Genomic DNA, 18,071 nt, shown 5'->3' with positions numbered 1-18,071 from the left:
CGGGACGATCCCGGAGCGGGAGGTCACCGCCGTGCGGCGGGGCCCTCACCCCGCCGCACGGCGGGGTCGGGAACGGCGTACGACGGGGTCGGGGACGGCGGACAGGCCACGGGTGCCCGTGCCCGCGGTTCAGCGTGTGCCGGGCCGGATCAGACCGGTCTCGTACGCCGCGATCGTCGCCTGGACCCGGTCCCGTACGCCGAGTTTGCCGAGGATCACGGAGACGTGGTCCTTCACCGTGGGCGCGCTGATGTCCAGCGCCGCCGCGACCTCCGCGTTGGACAGCCCGCGCGCGACCTGCCGGAGCACCTCGGTCTCGCGTGGGGTGAGCCGGCCGAGCCGGGTTGTGCCGGACGGGTCGGGCGCCTGGGCGAACCGGTCGATCAGCCTTCTGGTCACTGCCGGGTCGAGCAGCGCGGCCCCGGCCTCGACCACCCGTACCGCGTCGATGACCCGCTCCGGTTCGGCGTCCTTCAGCAGGAAACCGGCGGCTCCGGCGCGCAGGGCGGCGAACAGGTACTCGTCGAGGTCGAACGTGGTGAGCACGAGGACACGGGTACCCGGATTGCGCGCGGTGATCGCGGCGGTCGCCGCCAGGCCGCCGGCGCCCGGCATCCGGATGTCCATCAGCGCGACGTCCGGCCGCAGCGACAGCGCGAGTTCGACGGCGGCCTCACCGTCCGCTGCCTGCCCGACGACGCAGAGGTCGGGTTCCGCGTCGATGATCGCCGCGATCCCGGCACGTACGACGGCCTGGTCGTCCGCGATGGTCACCCTGATCGCGATGGGAACACCTCCGGCAGCCACACCCGTACCGCACCGCGGCCGGTCGTCGACAGGGTACCGCCGGTGGCATCGGCCATCGCGCGCAACCGCCGCAGCACGCCCGGGTCGGCGGGGGCGGGACCGGAGAGCTCGACCCCGTTGTCGAGGCTGCGCACGGTGAGTGTCACCCCCGGGGTCATCAGCGCCGCGGCTATCCGGTACGCGGAGACCTCCACGACGGCGGGTGCCGGACGGCGCGAGCCGGTGTAGCGGACGGCGGTGCCGTACCGGGTGGCCAGCGCCGCGATCCCGGCCACGGTGGGCGGCGGGGTGTCCCCGCTGTCCCGGCCCCGCAGTCCGGTGAGCAGTTCCCGCAACGCCGTGAGGCCGGCCCGGGCCTCGTCCCGTACAGACTCCAACTGGCCGGCCTCGGCGGCGGCGACCACAGCCCGCGCGTGCCGCTGCGCCGTGCGCCGCAGCCCTTCGGCGATCCGTCGGCGCTGGTCGCGCACCGCGGCGTCGGCGTCCCGGTCGAGCCGTTCCCGTCGCCGGGCGCCGGCGGCCCGCAGCCGGTCCCGGCGACGGGCCGTGAACCGCCCGAGCGACCAGACGGCGAACGCGGGGAGGGACAGCATGCCGGTCAGTACCGCCCAGGCCGCCGCCCGGTTGCCGGTGATGCCGCTGCCGCCGGCGAGCACGAGACCGCCCACGGAGGCCACCGCGAGGGGCGCGAGCCGGCTGCGACGGCCGGGCAGATACGCTCCGGCGCTGTACGCGAGCGTCAACTCGACCCACCAGTACACCAGGAAGATGTCGCTGACCGGTGGCTGTGTCCAGTCGGCCGGATCGCAGGCCAGCCACAGCACGAGGGCCAGCAGCACCGCCGCCAGTGCGCGTCCGGGCAGACGTGAACGCCACCCCAGTGGCACGGCGTGCAGCCCCGACAGCAGGACCGTCGGCACCGCGGGCAGCAAGCCGCGGAAGGAGGCCGGTACGTCGGCCGACAGCAGGCTCGCGCCGAGTGAGAGGGCGATCGCGAGGACCACCAACGCCCAGTCGAGGGCGGTGGGTCCGCGCCAGCGGGGCCACCGGCGTGCGACAGGTGACGCGGCCGACGGCAGCCGTGCCCGTACGGTCCAGCCGGAGCCTTCCGGCCCCGACCACAGCGTTCCGCCCGCCGCGTCGACCACGGTTCGCAGTCCCGCGAGGCCGTGCCCGGTCCCGAGGCCGGACACGGCGACCGTACCGCCGTCGTCGGTGATGGTGACGGTCAGCCCGGACCCTCCGGTGGACCGGTCGGGTCCGTCGGACCTCACGGGCTTCTCGGATCTCTCGGACCTGTCGGTCCCGCCGCACTGGTCGGCCCCCTCCACGCGTACGCGCACCGCCGCCCCGTGGGCGTACCGGGCCGCGTTGGTCAGGGCCTCGCGGACCACGCGGTAGGCCGCCTCTGTGCTGCTCCCGGGTGCCGCGTCCACCGTGCGCCGGTAGTCCGCCCCCTGTTCGGCGGCCAGCGCGTCGATGTCGGCGAGGGCGGCCACTGCGGAGCGCTCGCCCAGTCCCGTGAGGCGGTCCAGTTCGTGCATGGCCTGCCGACCCGCGTCGATCGCGTGCCGGAGCGCCTCGGCGGTCCGCTCCCGGTCGGGGAGCCGGAGCGCGGCGCCGGCGGACACCACGATCCCGGTCAGCCGGTGCGCGGCCACGTCGTGCAGCTCCGCTGCCAGCCGGTCTCGCTCGGCGAGCGCCGCGAACCGGGGCACCGCGGAGGCGCCGGCCCGGTACGCGACCAGGGCGGACCGGTAGGCCCGCGTGCGTCGGCGGGAGCGTCCCGTCGCCCAAGCGACCGCCGCGCCCCCGCCCGTCAGCAGTGCGACGCCCGCCACGTAGTGCGGCGGCTCGCCGAGCGCAGCGGCGGCACCGGCGGCGACCACGGTGACGGTGAGCGCTCCCGCGAGTGCGGGCCCGGCGGTCCGGTGCACGGCCAATGAGTGGAGCGCGATGAGCACGGCGACCGGCGCGGCCACCGCGGCCGCCATCGCGGCCTTGCCGAAGGGCAGGGCCACCAGCGTCGAGGCCAGGACGAGCACCGGAAGCGCCAACTCGCGCCATCCGGACCGACGGTCCGTCACCGCCCCCGCAGGCGGACCGTCCGCCACTGCCTCCGTGAACCGGCTCATCGCCGGAACGTACCTCCTGCACGCCGCCTCTCGGTAGCGGTGACGAGCCCATGGCTCTCCCGACCGGCAGCGAGGTCGCTCGTCCTTCTCCGCGAGGGGAATCCGGTGAGGGTGCATCCGTTCATCGAGGGGGAGAAGCAAGCAGGTCGGAGCGTCGGACGGACGGGTGAACCGATGAAGGTCCCGCGGACCGCCTGCCGGGTCCGTCGTCCCGGCGGAGCAGGTTCCGGCGCAGCGCGGGATGCCGGGTCGGCCGGGCATCGTCCGGCGGCAGGCGTCGGCCTTCGCACGGCTCGTCCCGTCGTCGTGGGACGTATACGGGTGCTGGCCGCGCCGGCCGCGGGCGGATCAGGCGCCCCTAAAGGCTGTCCCGTAATCCCTGGCGGGCGTGCGACGACAGCTACGGCACCTCGCCGCGTTGTCGGAACGCCCGAATACATCCAGTAGGAGGGCGTCCCTCCGCCTTGCGATGCACCGCATCTGACGCCGCACGCTGATCCACCAAGGATTACGGGACAGCCCTTACTAAGGAGAGATCGGCTGTACGCCGGTCCGGTGGCCGTCGGTGCCCAAGAGGTGGCCCATACGCTTGACGGTGCGCAGGCCGACGATACGGTCGGTGACGGTCAGCGTGGGAAGGCGGGCGCAGAGCGCGGTCTCACGGCGCTGGATGTCGGCGACGTCGTGGACCCAAAGGGTGGCCAGGACATTGGCCGGACCGGTGACGCCTGCGACGAGGCGGCACTCGGTGAGGGCGGCCAGGTTTCGGTGTACGGCGCCCATGTCACGGGCCGGTGCGTGGGCGAGCAGCGTGACCGGGACCGGGTGGCCGGCCAGCGGGGTGGCGAGGTCGCAGCGGAAGGCGAGCACTCCCGCGTCCGTGAGGCGGCGCAGTCTGCGGCGGACGGTGGCGGGGCTGCTGCCGGTGCGTTCGGCCAGCTCGGCCAGGGCGAGGCGGCCGTCGTGGACCAGCTCGTCGAGCAGAGCACGGTCGACGGTGTCGAGTTCGAGGGTGCGGACCTGATCGGCCGCCGCGGAGACGGAGTTGACGAGCGCGGAGAGCTGGGCGGGATCCAGGGAACGCAGCCGCCAGCGGCTCCCCTCGACGTACAGGGAGGTGGCGACAAGACACCCGACCGAGGCGATTCCGGGCAGTCGGTCCAGCGTCTCCGTCACGAAGTGACCGAGCGAGGCGAGGTCCGGGGCGAGGACGTCGAGGAGCAGGTCGGCGCTGCCGGGCGCGGTCACCTCGATCGTGGCGGCCTCCGGGAGCACGCTGAGCTCGGCGATCAGCCGGGACCGCGCTCCGGGCCGGCAGCGCAGCAGCACGAAGGCGGTGCACCGGCTGTGCGTGAACTCCCGGCCCGGCACCGCGTACACCCAGGCGAGCCCGGCATCGGAAAGCCGCTCCCAGCGGCGCGCCAGTGTGCTCGCGGTGACGCCGAGGAGAGGAGCCAGCTCGGACCAGGACGCGCGGGGGCGCAGCTGCAGGGCGTTCACGAGAGCGAGGTCGAGCTCGCTGGCGGTGACCGTTTCTTGTGCCATGCCGGGTTGCCTCTCGGATCATGCCGTGACCGATTCCCGGTCGCATCGTGACCGTTTCTCGCATCGGCGCGCTCTGAGCGCACGAATCCTTCGATCTGCGCGGTCATTCGCGCCCGGACCCGCACAGTAGCCACCACTTCCGGTTCCGGCCACCGGGCTTCGGCCACCGGATGAGGTGAGGCTTTGTCCACGCGCACAGCGGAACTCCGGCTACGAGCGGAGAGTTCAGGCCCCGGCATGCTCCCGGCGATGGCGGTCGTCGTGCTGTTCAGCGGCATCGTGCAGGGCTATCTGACGCCGCTGCTGCCCGAGCTGGGGCGGCAGCTGCACATCGGTGGCGTCGGCCAGAACAACATCTATCTGCTCTCCCAGCTGGCCTTCGCCGTGATGACCCCGCTGCTGTCGAGGCTCGGCGACCTCTACGGACACCGCAGGCTGCTCCGTGCGGCACTGGCGATGGTGGCGGGCGGCTCGCTGCTGATGGCCGCGTGGCCGACGGCGGTGACGCTCGCCGTCGGGGTGGTGCTGCAGGGTGCACTGGTCGGGTTCTTCCCGTTGCTCGTCGGGATCCTGCGGTCCCGGGCGCCCGAGCGGAACCGCGCCGGTATCTCGCTCCTGGTCGGCGTGCTTCTGATCTCCATCGGGGTGGGCGGCCTGGTCGCGGGCGTGCTCAGCGAGCGCCACGCGGCGGCGGGGCTGTGGACGGCCGTGCCGGTCGCGGTCCTCGCCGTGGCCGCCGGAGCTGTGCTGCCCGACAGCGACGTGCCGCGGGGCGGGCGCTTCCACTTCGGGGCGGCGGCCCTGCTGACCGCGGGCCTCGTGGCGTTGGTCCTGGTCCTCGCGCAGGGCAGCTCCTGGGGATGGGCCTCACCCCGGACGCTCGGCGTGGCGGCGGCGGTCCCCGTCCTGCTCGCGGCCTGGGTAGCGGTCGAGCGGAGATCCACGCATCCGCTGGTGAGTGTGCGGATGCTGAGCAATCCGCGACTCGCGGTGATCAGCGGCTACACCTTCTGCGCCGCCTTCGGCACGATCGGTTTCCTCGGCGCCAACGCCCTCTTCCTGGGCGCCTCCCCGACGGAGACGGGCTACGGAATGGGGATGGGACCGCAGACGATCGCCACCATCTCCCTGGCCATGGTGATCGCCGGGTTCGCGGGGTCGACGCTGACGCCCCGGCTCACCCACCGGGTGGGCGACCGCGCGGTGCTTGCCTCCGGAGGCTGCCTCATCGCGCTCGGCTTCGCCGGGATGGCACTCTTCCACGACACCCTCGCGCAGTACCTGGCCTCCGCGCTCGTCGTCGGGTTCGCGACCGGGCTCTTCGAGTCGATCACGCGCACCCTGTCCGCCGAGGCCGTCGTGGAGGACGAGACCGCGCTCGCCGTCGGCCTCAACGAACTGGCCCTGTCACTGGGCGCGGCCATCGGCGCCGCCGTGATCGGCGCGTTCTTCGCCGCGCACGCGTCGCGCGGCACCGGGCTCATCGGGGAGTCCGGCTTTCTGTGGAGCTGGGGCGCGTGTGCGTGCGTCGCGCTGTCGGGCACGGTCCTCGCCCTCCGTTACCGCGAGCCCCGAGCGGCGGGCACACCACTCGTACGACCGTCCGAGCACGTGACGGAGAGCGGAGGACCGGCATGACCGGCGGCGCACACGGCGACCTCGACGAGGCGCGGCACGCGGTGGCCTCCACCGTACGTTTCTGGGGCGACCGGCTCGTCGGTCTGAGCCACAGCCTGCACGACGAGCCCGAGACCGCCCTCCACGAGCACCGCTCGGCCGCGAAGATCGCGGAACTCCTCGTGGAGGCCGGGTTCGAGGTCTCGCGGGGAGTCGGCGAGCTGCCCACGGCACTGGTCGCCTCCCACGGCACCGGGGAGCTCGTGCTCGGGCTCTGCGCCGAGTACGACGCACTGCCGGGCATCGGGCACGCCTGCGGGCACAACGTCAACGGCGCGGCGGCGGTCGGCGCCGCCCTCGGGCTCGCCGCCGCCGCGGACGAACTCGGCCTGACCGTCAAGCTGATCGGCACCCCGGCCGAGGAGGACATCGGCGGCAAGGCACTGCTCCTGAAGGCGGGGGTCTTCGACGACGTCGCCGCGGCGATGATGGTGCACGCCGCCCCGGACGACAGCGTCGGCGCCTCCTCACTGGCCATCGGCGCCTGGGATCTCACGTACACCGGTACGCCCGCGCACGCTGCGGTCGCCCCATGGGAAGGTGTCAACGCCCTCGATGCGATGGCCCTCGCCCACACCGCGATCGGGCTGCTGCGCCAGCAACTGCCGCCCGGCGCTCTGGTGCACGGCATCGTCACGGAGGGCGGCCAGGCCGTGAACGTCATCCCCGCACGCACCCGCGCCCGCTACGAGGTCCGGGCCCCTTCCCTGGAACTGCTCTCCGAGGTGCGTGAGCGGGTGCGGGCCTGCTTCGAAGCGGGCGCTCTGGCCACGGGTGCCGCGCTCGAACTACGCCCGCACGGGCAGGATTTCGCCGAGCTGCGACAGGACCCGTACATGACGGAGGCGTACGTCAGGGCGGCCCGTGGGCTCGGCCGCACCGTGACGTCCCGGCAGGGCGAGACCCTGGCCTCGACGGACATGGGCAACGTCTCCCGTCTCCTGCCCGCGATCCACCCCACGATCGGGTACGACACCGCAGGCGCCCGGCAGCACACCCCCGAGTTCACCGCCCACGGCAAGAGCCCCGGCGCCGACCGGGCGGTGCTCGACGGCGCGACCGCCCTCGCCCTGGTGGGCGCCGACCTCGCCGCGTCCGCCGAACAGCGCCGTCGGCTCCTCGCGGGGCTCGCCGAACGGCGGGCAGGAAGGTGACGGCCGAAGAACAGCCCGGGGCCGGCGCCGGTCGGGAGGGCGACCCGGACGAAGACCCACGACGACTCGGCGCAGGACCGTGACTTCGTTTCCTGCGAGGTGGACGCGGTCGCCCTGCGCGCCGGTGTGGAGCCGTGCGCGGTGGTGCAGGCCAGACGGGGACGCGCAGGCCGTGGCGCGCCAAGGCGGCCACGGCGTCCAGGCCGGGACACGCAGGCCCTTGCGGTGCGTCAGGGTGGCCACGGCGTCCAGGTCGGGACACACAGGCCCTCGCGACGCCTCAGCCGGCGGACCGACCCGACATCCCGGCACTCGCGTATACGCGGCTCGCGAACTCGGCGATCTGTTCGTCGCTCAGATTCTTCGCAAGATCGGCCTCTGTGATCATGCCGACCAGACGGTGGCCGCTCTGGACGTCGATCACCGGCAACCGCTTGATCTGGTGCTCCTCCATGGACGTCAGGACGTCGGAGGCGTCCGCTTCGGCGTCGATCCAGTGCACCTTGGCGTTGAGCGATCCGGCCTGCACGGTTGCCGGGTCGACTCCCTCGGCGCAGCATTTGACGACGATGTCACGGTCGGTGATCAAGCCTGTGAGCTTGTTGTTGTCGCCGCAGATGGGCAGGCAACCGACGCCCAGATCGCGCATCATCTTCGCCACGTCGAACAGCGACTGGTGCGCACCGACGCACTGCACGCCACCGGACATGATGTCTCGTGCTCGCAGCTTCTCAGCCATGATGTCCTCCCGTTCTCGACAGCTTTGTGCCCTCCGTCATCGATCACAACACGAATGGCTCAGCACCGCTCCCCGGAAGAGTCGGCACGACAGGGACCCCCGGGCCCGCTCCGATCGCGCCCGGGGCCAGGCGCTCGTACAATGCCTCCGGTGCCTGCGGCCGTGTCTTCGGCCCGCCGACTCTGCGGTGCCGTCAGCATGCGGAGCGGCGACTGCTACGGCTCCAGATGACTGAATCCCACTTCGAAGCGCTCGACCGAGACAACCCGTTGGCCTTCCCTGTGCGCGACTTCCTCGCGGAGCCGGGTTGTCCTTGCCTCTCCGGCCCGCATGGTCTGCTCGTCATCCCACAAGGTCAGTGAGGTGGCCTTCCCGGAGGCCCGGTCGATGAGGTAGTACACGCCCCGGAAGCCGGGAACCTCCTGGACCTGCTGGAGCGTGGCTTCCCAGTTCGCGCTCAGGGCTCCCTGCGCGGGAACCGGTGATCCCTCATAGGTGCTCAGCCTCGCGAACATCGCTGTCACCCCTTCCTGGCCGGCTGCCGGTCGAGGACAGGCAGCTTCAGGTTCAGCGTGCTCCGGCACGACGCGCGACGCATGCCGAGCGGCCGTCCCGTCCATCCATTGGCTCGGTGGGACCGGTCCGCCCGGCGCCGGACGCGCGCCGGGCGGCCATCTGGTGGAGATGCGCCGAACGCCGTTGCAGCCTCCACGGAGATCCGCAGGCCGGCGCACCGGCGCGCCCGGCCCGGCGGTCAGCCGGTCTGTGTGCTGCGGGCGTACGGCGTGAACAGCAGCGACCAGTTGCCGACCGCGGTCCGGGCTTGTACCGCCCCCTGCCTGCGCAGCGTCCCATCCTCGTCATCGGGGGTCGCTTCGTCGGGCCGGAGTCCGGTCGGTCCGGTCTGCGTGGCGGGCTCTCGGGATCCGGTCCGAGTGCGGTCGGGGCCGCTGTGGGCCGGTTCCTCCGTTGCCGCGTCGAGCAGGTACAGCAGGTGTCCGTGTGCGGAGCCTGCGTCCCCTGCTTCCAGCGTTTGCGTGGTGAAGGTGCGCTGCTCGTCACGCGACACCAGGTCCGAGCTTTCCACAGCGGCTTGGACGAGTTGGGCCCAGTAGTGCTCGTCATGGGCACCTGTGCGCTGGCGCATGTGTTGCGCGGCGTACCGTGCCATGGCCCCTGCGTCGTCGATCAGGGGGGAGAGCACCTGGTCGGAGGTGAAATCGAAGCCGAACCACAGGCGGCGGCCGTCGAGGACCAGCGACTCGATACCGCCGACGACGGCGATGCGGCCGGGCAGCCCGTGGGCCGGATCCGCCACGTCATCTCCCGGTGTGCCCGCTGACGTTCCGCTGTCTGCCATGGTGGGTCCCTCTTCCGTGGTGTCGCGCTTGCGTTACTGCCGGAGTGTCTATCGCAGGGCACTGACATCGAGCACGCGGTCTGCGGCCCGCGGTCTGCGGCTCGCGGTCCGCGAGCCGCTGTTCCGCAGTCCTGTTGCGGGTCCGGCTCAGCCGAGGGGCCGCCCGTCGGGCCGTTCGAGCTGGAGGCCGTCTCGGGCGCGCGTTTCCGTCTTACGGGCCATCAGGAGCTGATCACACCCCCTGCGGGAAGGGCGACCCTCGACATCACCAAGGTTTATTTCCAGCCAACCCATCCGAGAAGGGGGCCGATTTTCGACTATTAATTAGGTTAGGCTAACCTCGCTCGGGTGATCGTGACTGCACCCGACCGAGAAGACACCCCACGGCCTCCCCGCACCGTGGCCGACGACCCCGGCGCGTCCGCCGAGGGCACCGATGTTCCGCCCGGCCTCGCCGCGACGGGCATCACGGTCGCCTACGACGGCGTCGACGTCGTACACGGGGCGGACCTCCGTCTTCCGCGAGGGCGGGTCACCGCACTCATCGGCCCGAACGGCAGCGGAAAGTCCACCCTGTTGCGTGCCGTCGCCCGCCTGCACCGGGCCCGCGCCGGCAGGGTGACCGTCGCCGTCGAGGGCGAGGACCCGATCGACGCCCTCGCTCTCTCCCGTACGGATTTCGCCCGGCGCATCACACTGCTCGCGCAGAGCCGCACGACTCCGGCCGGTCTCAGCGTCCGCGAGGTGGTCGGCTTCGGGAGGCACCCGTACCGCAGCCGGCTGAGAGGGAGCGACCCGAATGGTGCGCGGTTCGTCGAGCACGCCCTGGCCGTCACGAACGTCGCCGAACTCGCCGACCGCGGCGTCGAGAGCCTCTCCGGAGGCCAGCTCCAACGCGTCTGGTTCGCCTGCTGCCTGGCACAGGACACCGAAGTGCTGCTCCTCGACGAACCGACGACCTACCTCGACCTGCGCTACCAGGTGGAGATCCTGGACCTCGTCCGGGAACTCGCCGACACACACGGCGTGACCATCGGCGTCGTCCTGCACGACCTGGACCAGGCCGCCGCGGTGGCGGACCAGGTCGTCCTGCTGTCCTCGGGGCGCGTCGCCGCCGCCGGGACTCCGGCCCAGGTGTACGACCCTCAACTGCTGACCGATACCTACGGCATCCGTATCGAGGTCGAACCCGACCCCGCTACGGGCACCCCCCGCACCCGCGCGGTGGGAAGACACCACCTTCGGCTCGAAAGGCCCTGAAACACCTCATGACGACCAAGCACTGGGCATGGCCCGTGATTGCCGGGACCGCCGCGATCACCCTTGTCGGCTGCGGCACCTCCGAGGCGCCCAAGAAGGACTCCGCCTCGGCCTCCGCGCTGACGGTCACCGACGCACGCGGCAAGAAGGTGACGCTCGACGGGCCGGCCAAGCGCGTGGTGGGCACCGAATGGAACGTCGTCGAATCGCTCGTGACCCTGGGCGTCGACCCGGTCGGCGTCGCCGACGTGAAGGGCTACAAGGCCTACGACACCGCGGTGCCGCTGACCGGCGGTGTCAAGGACATAGGCACCCGCGGCGAGCCCAGCGTCGACACGGTCGCCGCCCTCAAGCCCGACCTCATCGTCGCGACGGACGACCTGCCGGCCTCCGCCATCAAGCAGCTCTCCAAGGTGGCCCCCCTCATCGTGGCGCGGGCGGCGGACGCCAGTCGGCAGATCGACCAGATGACCGACAACGTGAACCTCATCGCCAAGGCCACCGGAACCGAGGACAAGGCCAGGACCGAGATCGCCGCCTTCCGCGAGAAGATCGCCGACGGCAGGAAGGAACTCGCCGCCGCCGGACTCGACGGCGAAGAGGTCGCCTTCGCCGACGGATGGAAGGAAGGAAGCCAGGTCTCGGTGCGCCCCTTCGTGAAGGGCTCGCTGATCACCGACATCAACACCGAACTCGGCCTGGTCAGCCCCTGGACCATGAAGGGCGACAGGGGCTACGGCCTGGCGGCGACGGACGTGGAGGGTCTCACCAAGGTCGGCGACGCCCAGTTCGTCTACATCACCAACACCGCCGACAACGGGGACCCGTTCGCCGACGGACTCAAGGACAACGCGGTGTGGAAGTCGCTGCCCTTCGTCAAGAAGGACAACGTCCACCGACTCCCGGACGGCATCTGGATGTTCGGTGGCACGGCATCGATGACGCAGTACATCGACGCACTTGTGGACGCACTGACCAAGTGAACGTGAGCATCCACACGACGAAGGCCGCAGCCGCGCCGTCGAGCACCCCGGCAGAGGAAACTCCCTCCGCCGGGGCCGGCCGGCCGGCCCGCCGCGGCTCTCTTGCCCTTCTCGCACTCGGGGCGCTCCTCGCGTTGCTCGCCCTCGCGGTCGTGCACATCGGCCAGGGCACGGCGGCCGTCGGACCGCAGGCCCTCTGGCGCGCCTTCACCACCCTGTGGACCGACGGCGACGGTTCGGGCTCGGCGGACGCCGTCCTCGTGGCCTCGCGGCTGCCGCGGCTCGCCGCCGGGCTGGTCGTCGGCTGCACACTGGGCGCGGCCGGAGCCGTACTGCAATCGGTGGCACGCAACGTCCTGGCCTCGCCCGACACGCTCGCCGTGAACGCCGGCGCCTACCTCGCGGTCGTCGCCGTCGCCGCGTTCGGCATCACCCTGCCCGCACTCCCGGCCGGCGGCACGGCCCTGGTCGGCGGCCTGCTCGCCGCCGGTACCGTGCTGGGCCTCGCCCGTGCCGGGGCGGGCCCCACCCGGCTCGTCCTGGCGGGCTCGGCCCTCACCCTCGGGCTCAGCGGCCTGAGCCAGATGCTCCTCCTCCTGCGCGCCCAGCAGACAACCGGCCTCTACGCGTGGGGCAATGGCTCTCTCGCGCAGATCGGCATGCAGACGATCGGCCCGCTCGCCCCGGTCGCACTCCTGGCGCTGACCGGGCTGGTGGCGCTCGGCAGGCGGCTCGACATCCTCGGACTCGGTGACGACGAAGCCGCGGTGGTCGGGGTCGGCCCCCGCATCACGCGGGCCGTCGCCGTCGTCCTCGCCGTGGTCCTCTCCGCCGTCTCCGTCACCATCGCCGGACCCATCGGCTTCGTCGGGCTCTGCGCGCCCGCGATCGTCCGGCTGGTCGGTGCCTGCACACCCGCACTGCTGCGCCACCGGGTGTTCATCCCCGCCTCGGCGCTGGCAGGCGTACTCGTCGTGCTCGGCGCCGACGTCCTCCTGCGCGCCCTCTTCGGGGCCCAGGCCGGCGCGGCCGTACCGACCGGCATCGTGACGAGCTTCTTCGGCGCCGTGGTGCTCGTCGTCCTGGCCCACCGGTCCCGGGACGCGAGCTCCGGCAGCCCCGAGGCGGCCTTCGCCCGGCTGCGCAGCCGCCGTGCCTTCGTCCTCACCCTCTCGGTGGTGACCGTCGCTCTCGTCGCCGCGGTGGTCGCGGCGACCCTCCTCGGCGATGCCCGCCTGTTGCTCGGCGACGTGGGGAACTGGCTCACGGGACGGTCGGGGCAACTCGTCACCTTCGTGCTCGACACCCGGATGCCGCGGATCGCCGCAGCGCTGCTCGCCGGTGCCGCGCTCGCGACGGCGGGCGCGGTGGTGCAGGCGGTCTCGCGCAACCCGCTCGCCGAACCGGGCATCCTCGGAGTGGTCGGGGGAGCGGGGGTCGGCGCCGTCATCACGCTGACGGTCGTCCCGCTCGCGAGCTTCTGGCTGATCGGCGGATCCGCGCTCGCCGGAGCCGCGGCCGCCGCCGCGCTGGTCTTCGGGCTCGCGGCCCGGCAGGGACTGGAGCAGAACCGGCTGGTGCTGATCGGTATCGGTGTCTCCGCCGGTGCGGCGGCGCTGGTCAGCCTGCTGATCGTGCTGACCGATCCGCACAACGGGACGAAAGCCCTCGTGTGGCTCTCCGGTTCGACCTACGGACGCACGTTCCCCGAGGTCCTCCCGGTACTCGCCGCTCTCGCCGTGTCCCTGCCGGTCCTCGCCGTGATGCGCCGCGACCTCGACCTCGTCGGCCTGGACGGCGACACACCGAGACTGCTCGGGATCCGCCTCGGCACCACGCGTCTGGTGCTGCTCGGCGTCGCCGTCCTGCTCACCGCGGCGGCGGTCGCGGCGGTCGGCGTCATCGGCTTCGTCGGACTCGTGGCACCGCATGCGGCGCGCGCTCTGGTGGGCCGGCGCCATGCCCGGGTGCTCCCGGTGGCCGCGCTGATGGGCTCCCTGCTGGTGGTGGTCGCCGACACGCTCGGCCGGACGGTCATCGCGCCCGCTCAGATTCCCGTCGGGGTCGTCACCGCGGTGATCGGTGCCCCCTACTTCGGCTGGCTGCTGTGGCGGTCCAGGGCCGACGGATAGCGCGGAGCCCCGAGGCTCGTGCCGCAACGGAGACGCCCGGCCGCAAGGGCATCGCGGCGCTCCGGTGCGGCGAGGCTCGACCGGCCGGCGAGGCGGGCGCGGGCGCGGCGCCCGGCGAGTGGTGCTCCGTACCATGAGGGGCTGCCGCTGCGGGACGCCGGCCAAGTCCCGCCGGGGCGTGTGGTGAAGGTGCTTGGTGCGGGCGCCGGGGAACGAGCGGGGCGGTGGCCCCTGATCGACGCGACCGGCCTTTGTACCGCCGTCCGACGGGACATGACGACCTTCCGCACCCGGCAGTGCGAACGGCGCGCGCGGGCATGACCGGTGGCGGGACACAGGAGCCGCGTACCGGCCCCGGGCAGGCGTTCACTCCTCGCGCGGACCATTGCGGCTGCACGCCAGTACCCCGGAAACCGCGGCCAGTCGCGCGGTGAGCGCGTCGGCGTCGCCGTGCCCTTCCACCGCCAGAGCGATCTCCACCGTCCGTCCGGCCTCCTCGTCCCCCTGCGGGGCCGGCCCGGTGATGGTGCGCAGTTCGCGCACGGAGAAGCCGGCCTGCGTGCACTGGTCCAGCAGCTCCCGCAGCAGTCCCGTGCCCTGCAGATAGACGATGCGGTACCCCGTCGTCATGCTTCGCAGCGCGGGCAGGCGGTCCAGCAGAGGCCGTACCCCGTACGAGACGCCGAAGTACCCCGCGACGGCCAGCACCGCCAGCAGCGGGAGCCCGGCGGCGGCAGCCGAGCCCACCGCGGCGGTGAGCCAGATGGTGGCCGCCGTGGTCAGTCCCTGAACCGAACCGCGGTTCACGAAGATCACACCGGCGCCGATGAAGCCCAGTCCCGACACGATCTGTGCCGCCATCCGCGAGGGATCCAGCACGACCGAGCCCGCATGCAGCACATCGACGAACCCGTACTTGCTCACCAGCGTGAACAGCGCCGCACCCGCGCCGACCGTGGTGTACGTCCGCAACCCGGCCGCCTTCTGCCGGATCTGCCGCTCCACCCCGATCATTCCCGACAGCATCAGTGCCACGACGAACTCGATGACCTGCGTCCACCCCTGCCCGCTGGGCTCATTCGCCCACACAGCCGACGTCATACCGAAAACCTCCTGCCGTGGCGTGCACGCTGCGGCCGACCCAGTACCTTCTCCGAAGGCGGGTGCCCGCGCCGCGAGGTCGCGAACAGCATCCGCCCACCTCGCGGCGCGGGACGACGCGCCCCGTGGAGGCACAACGAGCCACAGCACAGACCCACCACCATAGCCAGCCGGCGTCGGCCCCCACCGCCGTGATGGTTTCTCCGCGGGTGCGGTCGGAAGCCTCGTCAGTCCGCAGATCCCCCCAACCGATCGCCCATGCAGTCACTTTGACGAGGCTTCTGTCGGGAGCCGGTGTTCACGGCCTGGCGCGCGTCGGACCGGGCCGGGCCTGCGTCCATGGGAACTCTCCGATGCGCTGGACCGCCTCCGCCTCCGCCTCCGCCGCCCGCGGCAGAGGAGTGGCGACCAACAGCTGCCAGGCGCCGGCCGACTGGTGTTTCGCCGCCCCGGGGATTTTCCGCAGAGCCGTACGCGGACGCCGGAGAGGAGAAAGGGAGAGACGACGGCGTGTACGGGAACCCCTCTGCGCGTCCCCGCCCCCGCCGGGCTGCCGCGCCGCCGGAGGGGGTCGGACCGCAGCGACGACACGGTGCCTCGTAGGATTGCCGGCGAATGTTCGAAGGAGGACGTGGTGGGGCACTTCGAGGGCTTCGACGGCACCGGGTTCTGGGAGGATTCGTCGTACGCGCTGGAGAGCTATGTCGAGGCCCCGCCCTCGCAGGAACTGATCGCCTCGCTGGAGGAGGAACTCGGCGGATACCGTCTGCCCGGCTCCTACGTCGCCCTGATGCGCGCACACAACGGCGGCATCCCGGCCCGGGACTGCTTCCCCATGGATGAGCCGACGTCCTGGGCCGAGGACCACATCGCCATCACCGGAATCCTGGGCATCGGTCGGACGAAGCCGCACTCGCTCGGCGGCGAATTCGGCAGCCGGTTCTGGATCGACATGTGGGAATACCCCGACATCGGCGTCTACTTCGCTGACACGCCCTCGGCAGGCCACGACATGCTGGCCCTCGACTACCGCGCGTGCGGCAAGGGCGGTGAGCCTTCGGTGGTGCATGTCGATCAGGAGGCCGACTTCGCGATCACCCCGGTCGCGGAGAACTTCGAGGCGTTCATCGAGGGTCTGGTCGACGATTCCGTCTACGACACGTCGGAGGAGGACCGGCTGGCTGCTCTCGCCACGGTCCGCGAGGGCAGCTTCTCGCCCATCCTGCTGCGGGCCTTCCGTGAAGTCGCGGACCTCCTGCCCGACGCGGACGGGTCGATGAGGGGGCTGGCTGAGGCCGTCGTGCGGGAGAAGGGGTTCTTCGCCCTGCACGCCGACGCACGCTCGACGCTGATGTACGACTACCTGTTCTGGCTGTTCACGAGTGGCAACCAGGTCGATTCCTTCGAGGGGTACATCAGGGCGCCGCATTCGAAGGAGCGCTCCTATGCCCAGCCGGACTACGAGCTCATGATTGTCTTCTGCCTGGTGTCCGACCCGTTCGGCTTCCACACCGGCGGATACGCCCGCGGCTTCCTGGAAGACTGGTGGACCTCCCGTGTCGCTGCGGGCGACATCGTCGAGACGGCCGAGGGGTACCGGATGACCGAGACCGCCGCCGCCGTGCTGCTCAAGGAGCTCGCCGCCGCGGCCGGTGAGCGGTAGCCGCACGCAGTCGGCTCGGAACTCAGTCGTATGCGCTGCGCCCCGGCCATGTCCGACATGGCGGTCATGGTGCGGGGGCCGGTCGCGCAGCCAGAGCTTGCGCAGCAGCGCGTTCCCATGGGACCTCAGGGTGCCGACGGCGATGCCGAGTTCTCGGCACTCTTCGCGTTGACGAGTCCGGACGCGACCAGGGTGAGGACGAACCGTTCGCGACCGGTCAGGCCGTGGCCGCAGCCGGCCGCGGATCCCAGAGCCAGTCACTGGAGGCAGACTCCAGTTTCTTGGGGGAGCGACGAGTGAGACTCGGACGGCTGCGGAGCTCGGCCAAGAGGCGGCTGTGCGCCGCGCGCTGGAAGACTTCTACCGGGACGGCGAGCCGCCGTGGGAAAGCGGCATCACGCCGCCCGAGCTCGTGGCCCCGGTAAAGAGGCCCGGCGCGCCGATGCCGGGCCAGGTCCTCGAAATCGGTTGCGGCACCGGGATCAACGCGGTGTCTCTGGCCCGGCACGGCTGTCAGGGACTAGAGCGTGTCTGACGGGTCGCGTCATGCAGACCGTCCCCACCCCCGGAGCTGCCATCGCTCCGCCGTCCGTCCCGCCTTCCCAGTCGGCCGCGAAGGCCTTGGGCGGGCCGGGGCAGCGGCCCCGCTCCCGACAGCCATGCCACCTGAATGGCGCAACATGATGTGCCACCCACATGGGCGGAGCTCAAGCTGGCTAGTGCCCCACCGAGGCAATCCGTGAAAGGGGAACCAAATGCACATTCGACGAATCCTCGCCGCCGTCATCGCCACGGCAGCCCTCGCCGGACTCGGCCTCACAGGCGCCGCCACCGCCACCGCCGCCACAGCAAAGGGTGCCCCATCCGTCGTCAGCCCTTCTGAGTGCAGGCAGGGCGGCGGAGAGCCCCGGATCGACTTGCCGGGCAACCCCTGTATGGGCGGTAAATACGACGGCCAGGAGGTCGACTAAACCTCACAAGGCGCCCCGCAGCCACGCGCCGCGGGGCGCTCCCGTGCGAGCGTAGCCGGGAGAGTCGCAGGGACTGTGCGGGGGCGCCACCCGACTTGCGCGGGCCGGACTCCCGGCCCGCCTGCGGAGAGACGGAAACGGCGGTGCGGAGCGGCGGTGTGCACCTCGGACGGTGGACGGCCCCAACGCGTTCTCTGCCTCCGGTTCGACACGGCGACCATCACGCAGTGCGAGGACAGCGCGAGGACAGCGCGATGCCTCAGCCATAGGCTCGATCACAACGAGAAAGCGACCGACGACGGGTTCTTCCACGTTCTTTCGAGCAACATCTGCTCCCCGATGAATCCACGGCGATCCTGGATGGCTCCCGATCACTCCCGATCACTCCTGATAGTTCCTGGTGGCTGCTGATGACGTGGATTGTCCGGGGTCCAGGTCCGACACCTGGAAGCTGGCACGCCGAGAGGGCGCCCGGCCATCGGCCCTGCTCAACCGCACCGGTCGACGGTCGCACGACGCTTGCCGTGGGGCATGGCAGCGTCGG

Annotated in this window: 15 protein-coding genes; 8 read left to right on the top strand and 7 right to left on the bottom strand. The window is 71.8% G+C overall.

Translation table 11 applies throughout. The annotated features are described in order from the left end of the window. Positions 1–129: 129 nt before the first annotated feature. The 3 genes from ACFVT1_RS08875 to ACFVT1_RS08865 form a co-directional block, all read right to left on the bottom strand. Positions 130–774 (bottom strand): response regulator, encoded by a 645-nt coding sequence (locus ACFVT1_RS08875; protein WP_389793685.1) that lies wholly within the window; start codon positions 772–774, stop codon positions 130–132. Next, a complete protein-coding gene (locus tag ACFVT1_RS08870) occupies positions 771–2,942 on the bottom strand; it encodes a histidine kinase (protein ID WP_389793684.1) in 2,172 nt (723 codons plus the stop codon). The genes ACFVT1_RS08875 and ACFVT1_RS08870 overlap by 4 nt, the downstream gene beginning before the upstream one ends. 525 nt (positions 2,943–3,467) lie before the next feature. Further along, the gene (locus ACFVT1_RS08865) at positions 3,468–4,487 is read right to left on the bottom strand and encodes an Lrp/AsnC family transcriptional regulator (protein ID WP_389793683.1); all 1,020 of its coding nucleotides are present in this window, start codon (positions 4,485–4,487) and stop codon (positions 3,468–3,470) included. Positions 4,488–4,670: 183 nt separating this feature from the next. On the opposite strand from ACFVT1_RS08865, the gene ACFVT1_RS08860 reads away from it, so the two are divergent. After that, positions 4,671–6,125 carry an MFS transporter gene (locus ACFVT1_RS08860; RefSeq protein ID WP_389793682.1) on the top strand — a complete coding sequence of 485 codons (1,455 nt, stop codon included), beginning with the start codon at positions 4,671–4,673 and terminating at the stop codon, positions 6,123–6,125. Next, positions 6,122–7,318, top strand: a complete 1,197-nt coding sequence (locus ACFVT1_RS08855) for an amidohydrolase (protein ID WP_389793681.1) — start codon at positions 6,122–6,124, stop codon at positions 7,316–7,318. Before ACFVT1_RS08860 ends, ACFVT1_RS08855 begins: the two co-directional genes overlap by 4 nt. A 280-nt stretch (positions 7,319–7,598) precedes the next feature. Here the strand turns inward: ACFVT1_RS08855 and ACFVT1_RS08850 are convergent, their stop codons facing one another. The 3 genes from ACFVT1_RS08850 to ACFVT1_RS08840 form a co-directional block, all read right to left on the bottom strand. Further along, positions 7,599–8,057 carry a CBS domain-containing protein gene (locus ACFVT1_RS08850; protein WP_389793679.1) on the bottom strand — a complete coding sequence of 153 codons (459 nt, stop codon included), beginning with the start codon at positions 8,055–8,057 and terminating at the stop codon, positions 7,599–7,601. Between the two features lie 215 nt (positions 8,058–8,272). Beyond that, positions 8,273–8,572 (bottom strand): hypothetical protein, encoded by a 300-nt coding sequence (locus tag ACFVT1_RS08845; RefSeq protein ID WP_389793678.1) that lies wholly within the window; start codon positions 8,570–8,572, stop codon positions 8,273–8,275. A 239-nt stretch (positions 8,573–8,811) separates the two neighbouring features. Beyond that, positions 8,812–9,375 (bottom strand): hypothetical protein, encoded by a 564-nt coding sequence (locus tag ACFVT1_RS08840; RefSeq protein ID WP_389793677.1) that lies wholly within the window; start codon positions 9,373–9,375, stop codon positions 8,812–8,814. Between the two features lie 390 nt (positions 9,376–9,765). Between ACFVT1_RS08840 and ACFVT1_RS08835 the strand changes: the two genes are divergently transcribed. Genes ACFVT1_RS08835 through ACFVT1_RS08825 form a run of 3 tightly spaced genes read left to right on the top strand, consistent with a single transcriptional unit; the run spans position 9,766 to position 13,792 of the window. Continuing rightward, positions 9,766–10,677, top strand: a complete 912-nt coding sequence (locus ACFVT1_RS08835) for an ABC transporter ATP-binding protein (RefSeq protein WP_389793676.1) — start codon at positions 9,766–9,768, stop codon at positions 10,675–10,677. 8 nt (positions 10,678–10,685) lie between these two features. After that, on the top strand, positions 10,686–11,660 hold the full coding sequence (locus ACFVT1_RS08830) for an ABC transporter substrate-binding protein (RefSeq protein ID WP_389793675.1): 975 nt from the start codon (positions 10,686–10,688) through the stop codon (positions 11,658–11,660). Then, positions 11,657–13,792, top strand: coding sequence for an iron ABC transporter permease (locus tag ACFVT1_RS08825; protein WP_389793674.1), 2,136 nt, complete (start codon positions 11,657–11,659; stop codon positions 13,790–13,792). Before ACFVT1_RS08830 ends, ACFVT1_RS08825 begins: the two co-directional genes overlap by 4 nt. A gap of 366 nt (positions 13,793–14,158) precedes the next feature. Here ACFVT1_RS08825 and ACFVT1_RS08820 read toward each other — a convergent pair whose 3' ends face one another. Continuing rightward, positions 14,159–14,893 (bottom strand): MgtC/SapB family protein, encoded by a 735-nt coding sequence (locus ACFVT1_RS08820; protein WP_389793673.1) that lies wholly within the window; start codon positions 14,891–14,893, stop codon positions 14,159–14,161. Between the two features lie 634 nt (positions 14,894–15,527). Between ACFVT1_RS08820 and ACFVT1_RS08815 the strand changes: the two genes are divergently transcribed. The 3 genes from ACFVT1_RS08815 to ACFVT1_RS08805 all read left to right on the top strand — a co-directional run bounded on the left by ACFVT1_RS08815 (position 15,528) and on the right by ACFVT1_RS08805 (position 17,527). Then, entirely contained in the window at positions 15,528–16,556 is a 1,029-nt protein-coding gene (locus ACFVT1_RS08815) for an SMI1/KNR4 family protein (RefSeq protein ID WP_389793672.1), read from the top strand. 337 nt (positions 16,557–16,893) lie between these two features. Beyond that, positions 16,894–17,091 (top strand): hypothetical protein, encoded by a 198-nt coding sequence (locus ACFVT1_RS08810; protein ID WP_389793671.1) that lies wholly within the window; start codon positions 16,894–16,896, stop codon positions 17,089–17,091. Positions 17,092–17,311: 220 nt separating this feature from the next. After that, positions 17,312–17,527: a hypothetical protein gene (locus tag ACFVT1_RS08805; protein WP_389793670.1), complete on the top strand. Its 216-nt coding sequence runs from the start codon at positions 17,312–17,314 to the stop codon at positions 17,525–17,527. The last annotated feature ends 544 nt before the right edge of the window (positions 17,528–18,071 follow it).

Origin of the sequence: Streptomyces sp. NPDC057963 (assembly GCF_042887155.1) — a bacterium.
In the GTDB taxonomy this organism is placed as follows: Bacteria; Actinomycetota; Actinomycetes; order Streptomycetales; family Streptomycetaceae; genus Streptomyces.
The sequence above is the reverse complement of the archived record's forward strand: the minus strand, read 5'-3'. Positions and strand labels throughout refer to the sequence as shown.

Excerpts from the sequence above, each read along its gene's own strand:
- ACFVT1_RS08870 (WP_389793684.1), bottom strand. The coding sequence starts at position 2,942 with ATGAGCCGGTTCACGGAGGCAGTGGCGGACGGTCCGCCTGCGGGGGCG.
- ACFVT1_RS08865 (WP_389793683.1), bottom strand. The coding sequence starts at position 4,487 with ATGGCACAAGAAACGGTCACCGCCAGCGAGCTCGACCTCGCTCTCGTG.
- ACFVT1_RS08855 (WP_389793681.1), top strand. The coding sequence starts at position 6,122 with ATGACCGGCGGCGCACACGGCGACCTCGACGAGGCGCGGCACGCGGTG.
- ACFVT1_RS08850 (WP_389793679.1), bottom strand. The coding sequence starts at position 8,057 with ATGGCTGAGAAGCTGCGAGCACGAGACATCATGTCCGGTGGCGTGCAG.
- ACFVT1_RS08845 (WP_389793678.1), bottom strand. The coding sequence starts at position 8,572 with ATGTTCGCGAGGCTGAGCACCTATGAGGGATCACCGGTTCCCGCGCAG.
- ACFVT1_RS08830 (WP_389793675.1), top strand. The coding sequence starts at position 10,686 with ATGACGACCAAGCACTGGGCATGGCCCGTGATTGCCGGGACCGCCGCG.
- ACFVT1_RS08820 (WP_389793673.1), bottom strand. The coding sequence starts at position 14,893 with ATGACGTCGGCTGTGTGGGCGAATGAGCCCAGCGGGCAGGGGTGGACG.
- ACFVT1_RS08805 (WP_389793670.1), top strand. The coding sequence starts at position 17,312 with ATGCACATTCGACGAATCCTCGCCGCCGTCATCGCCACGGCAGCCCTC.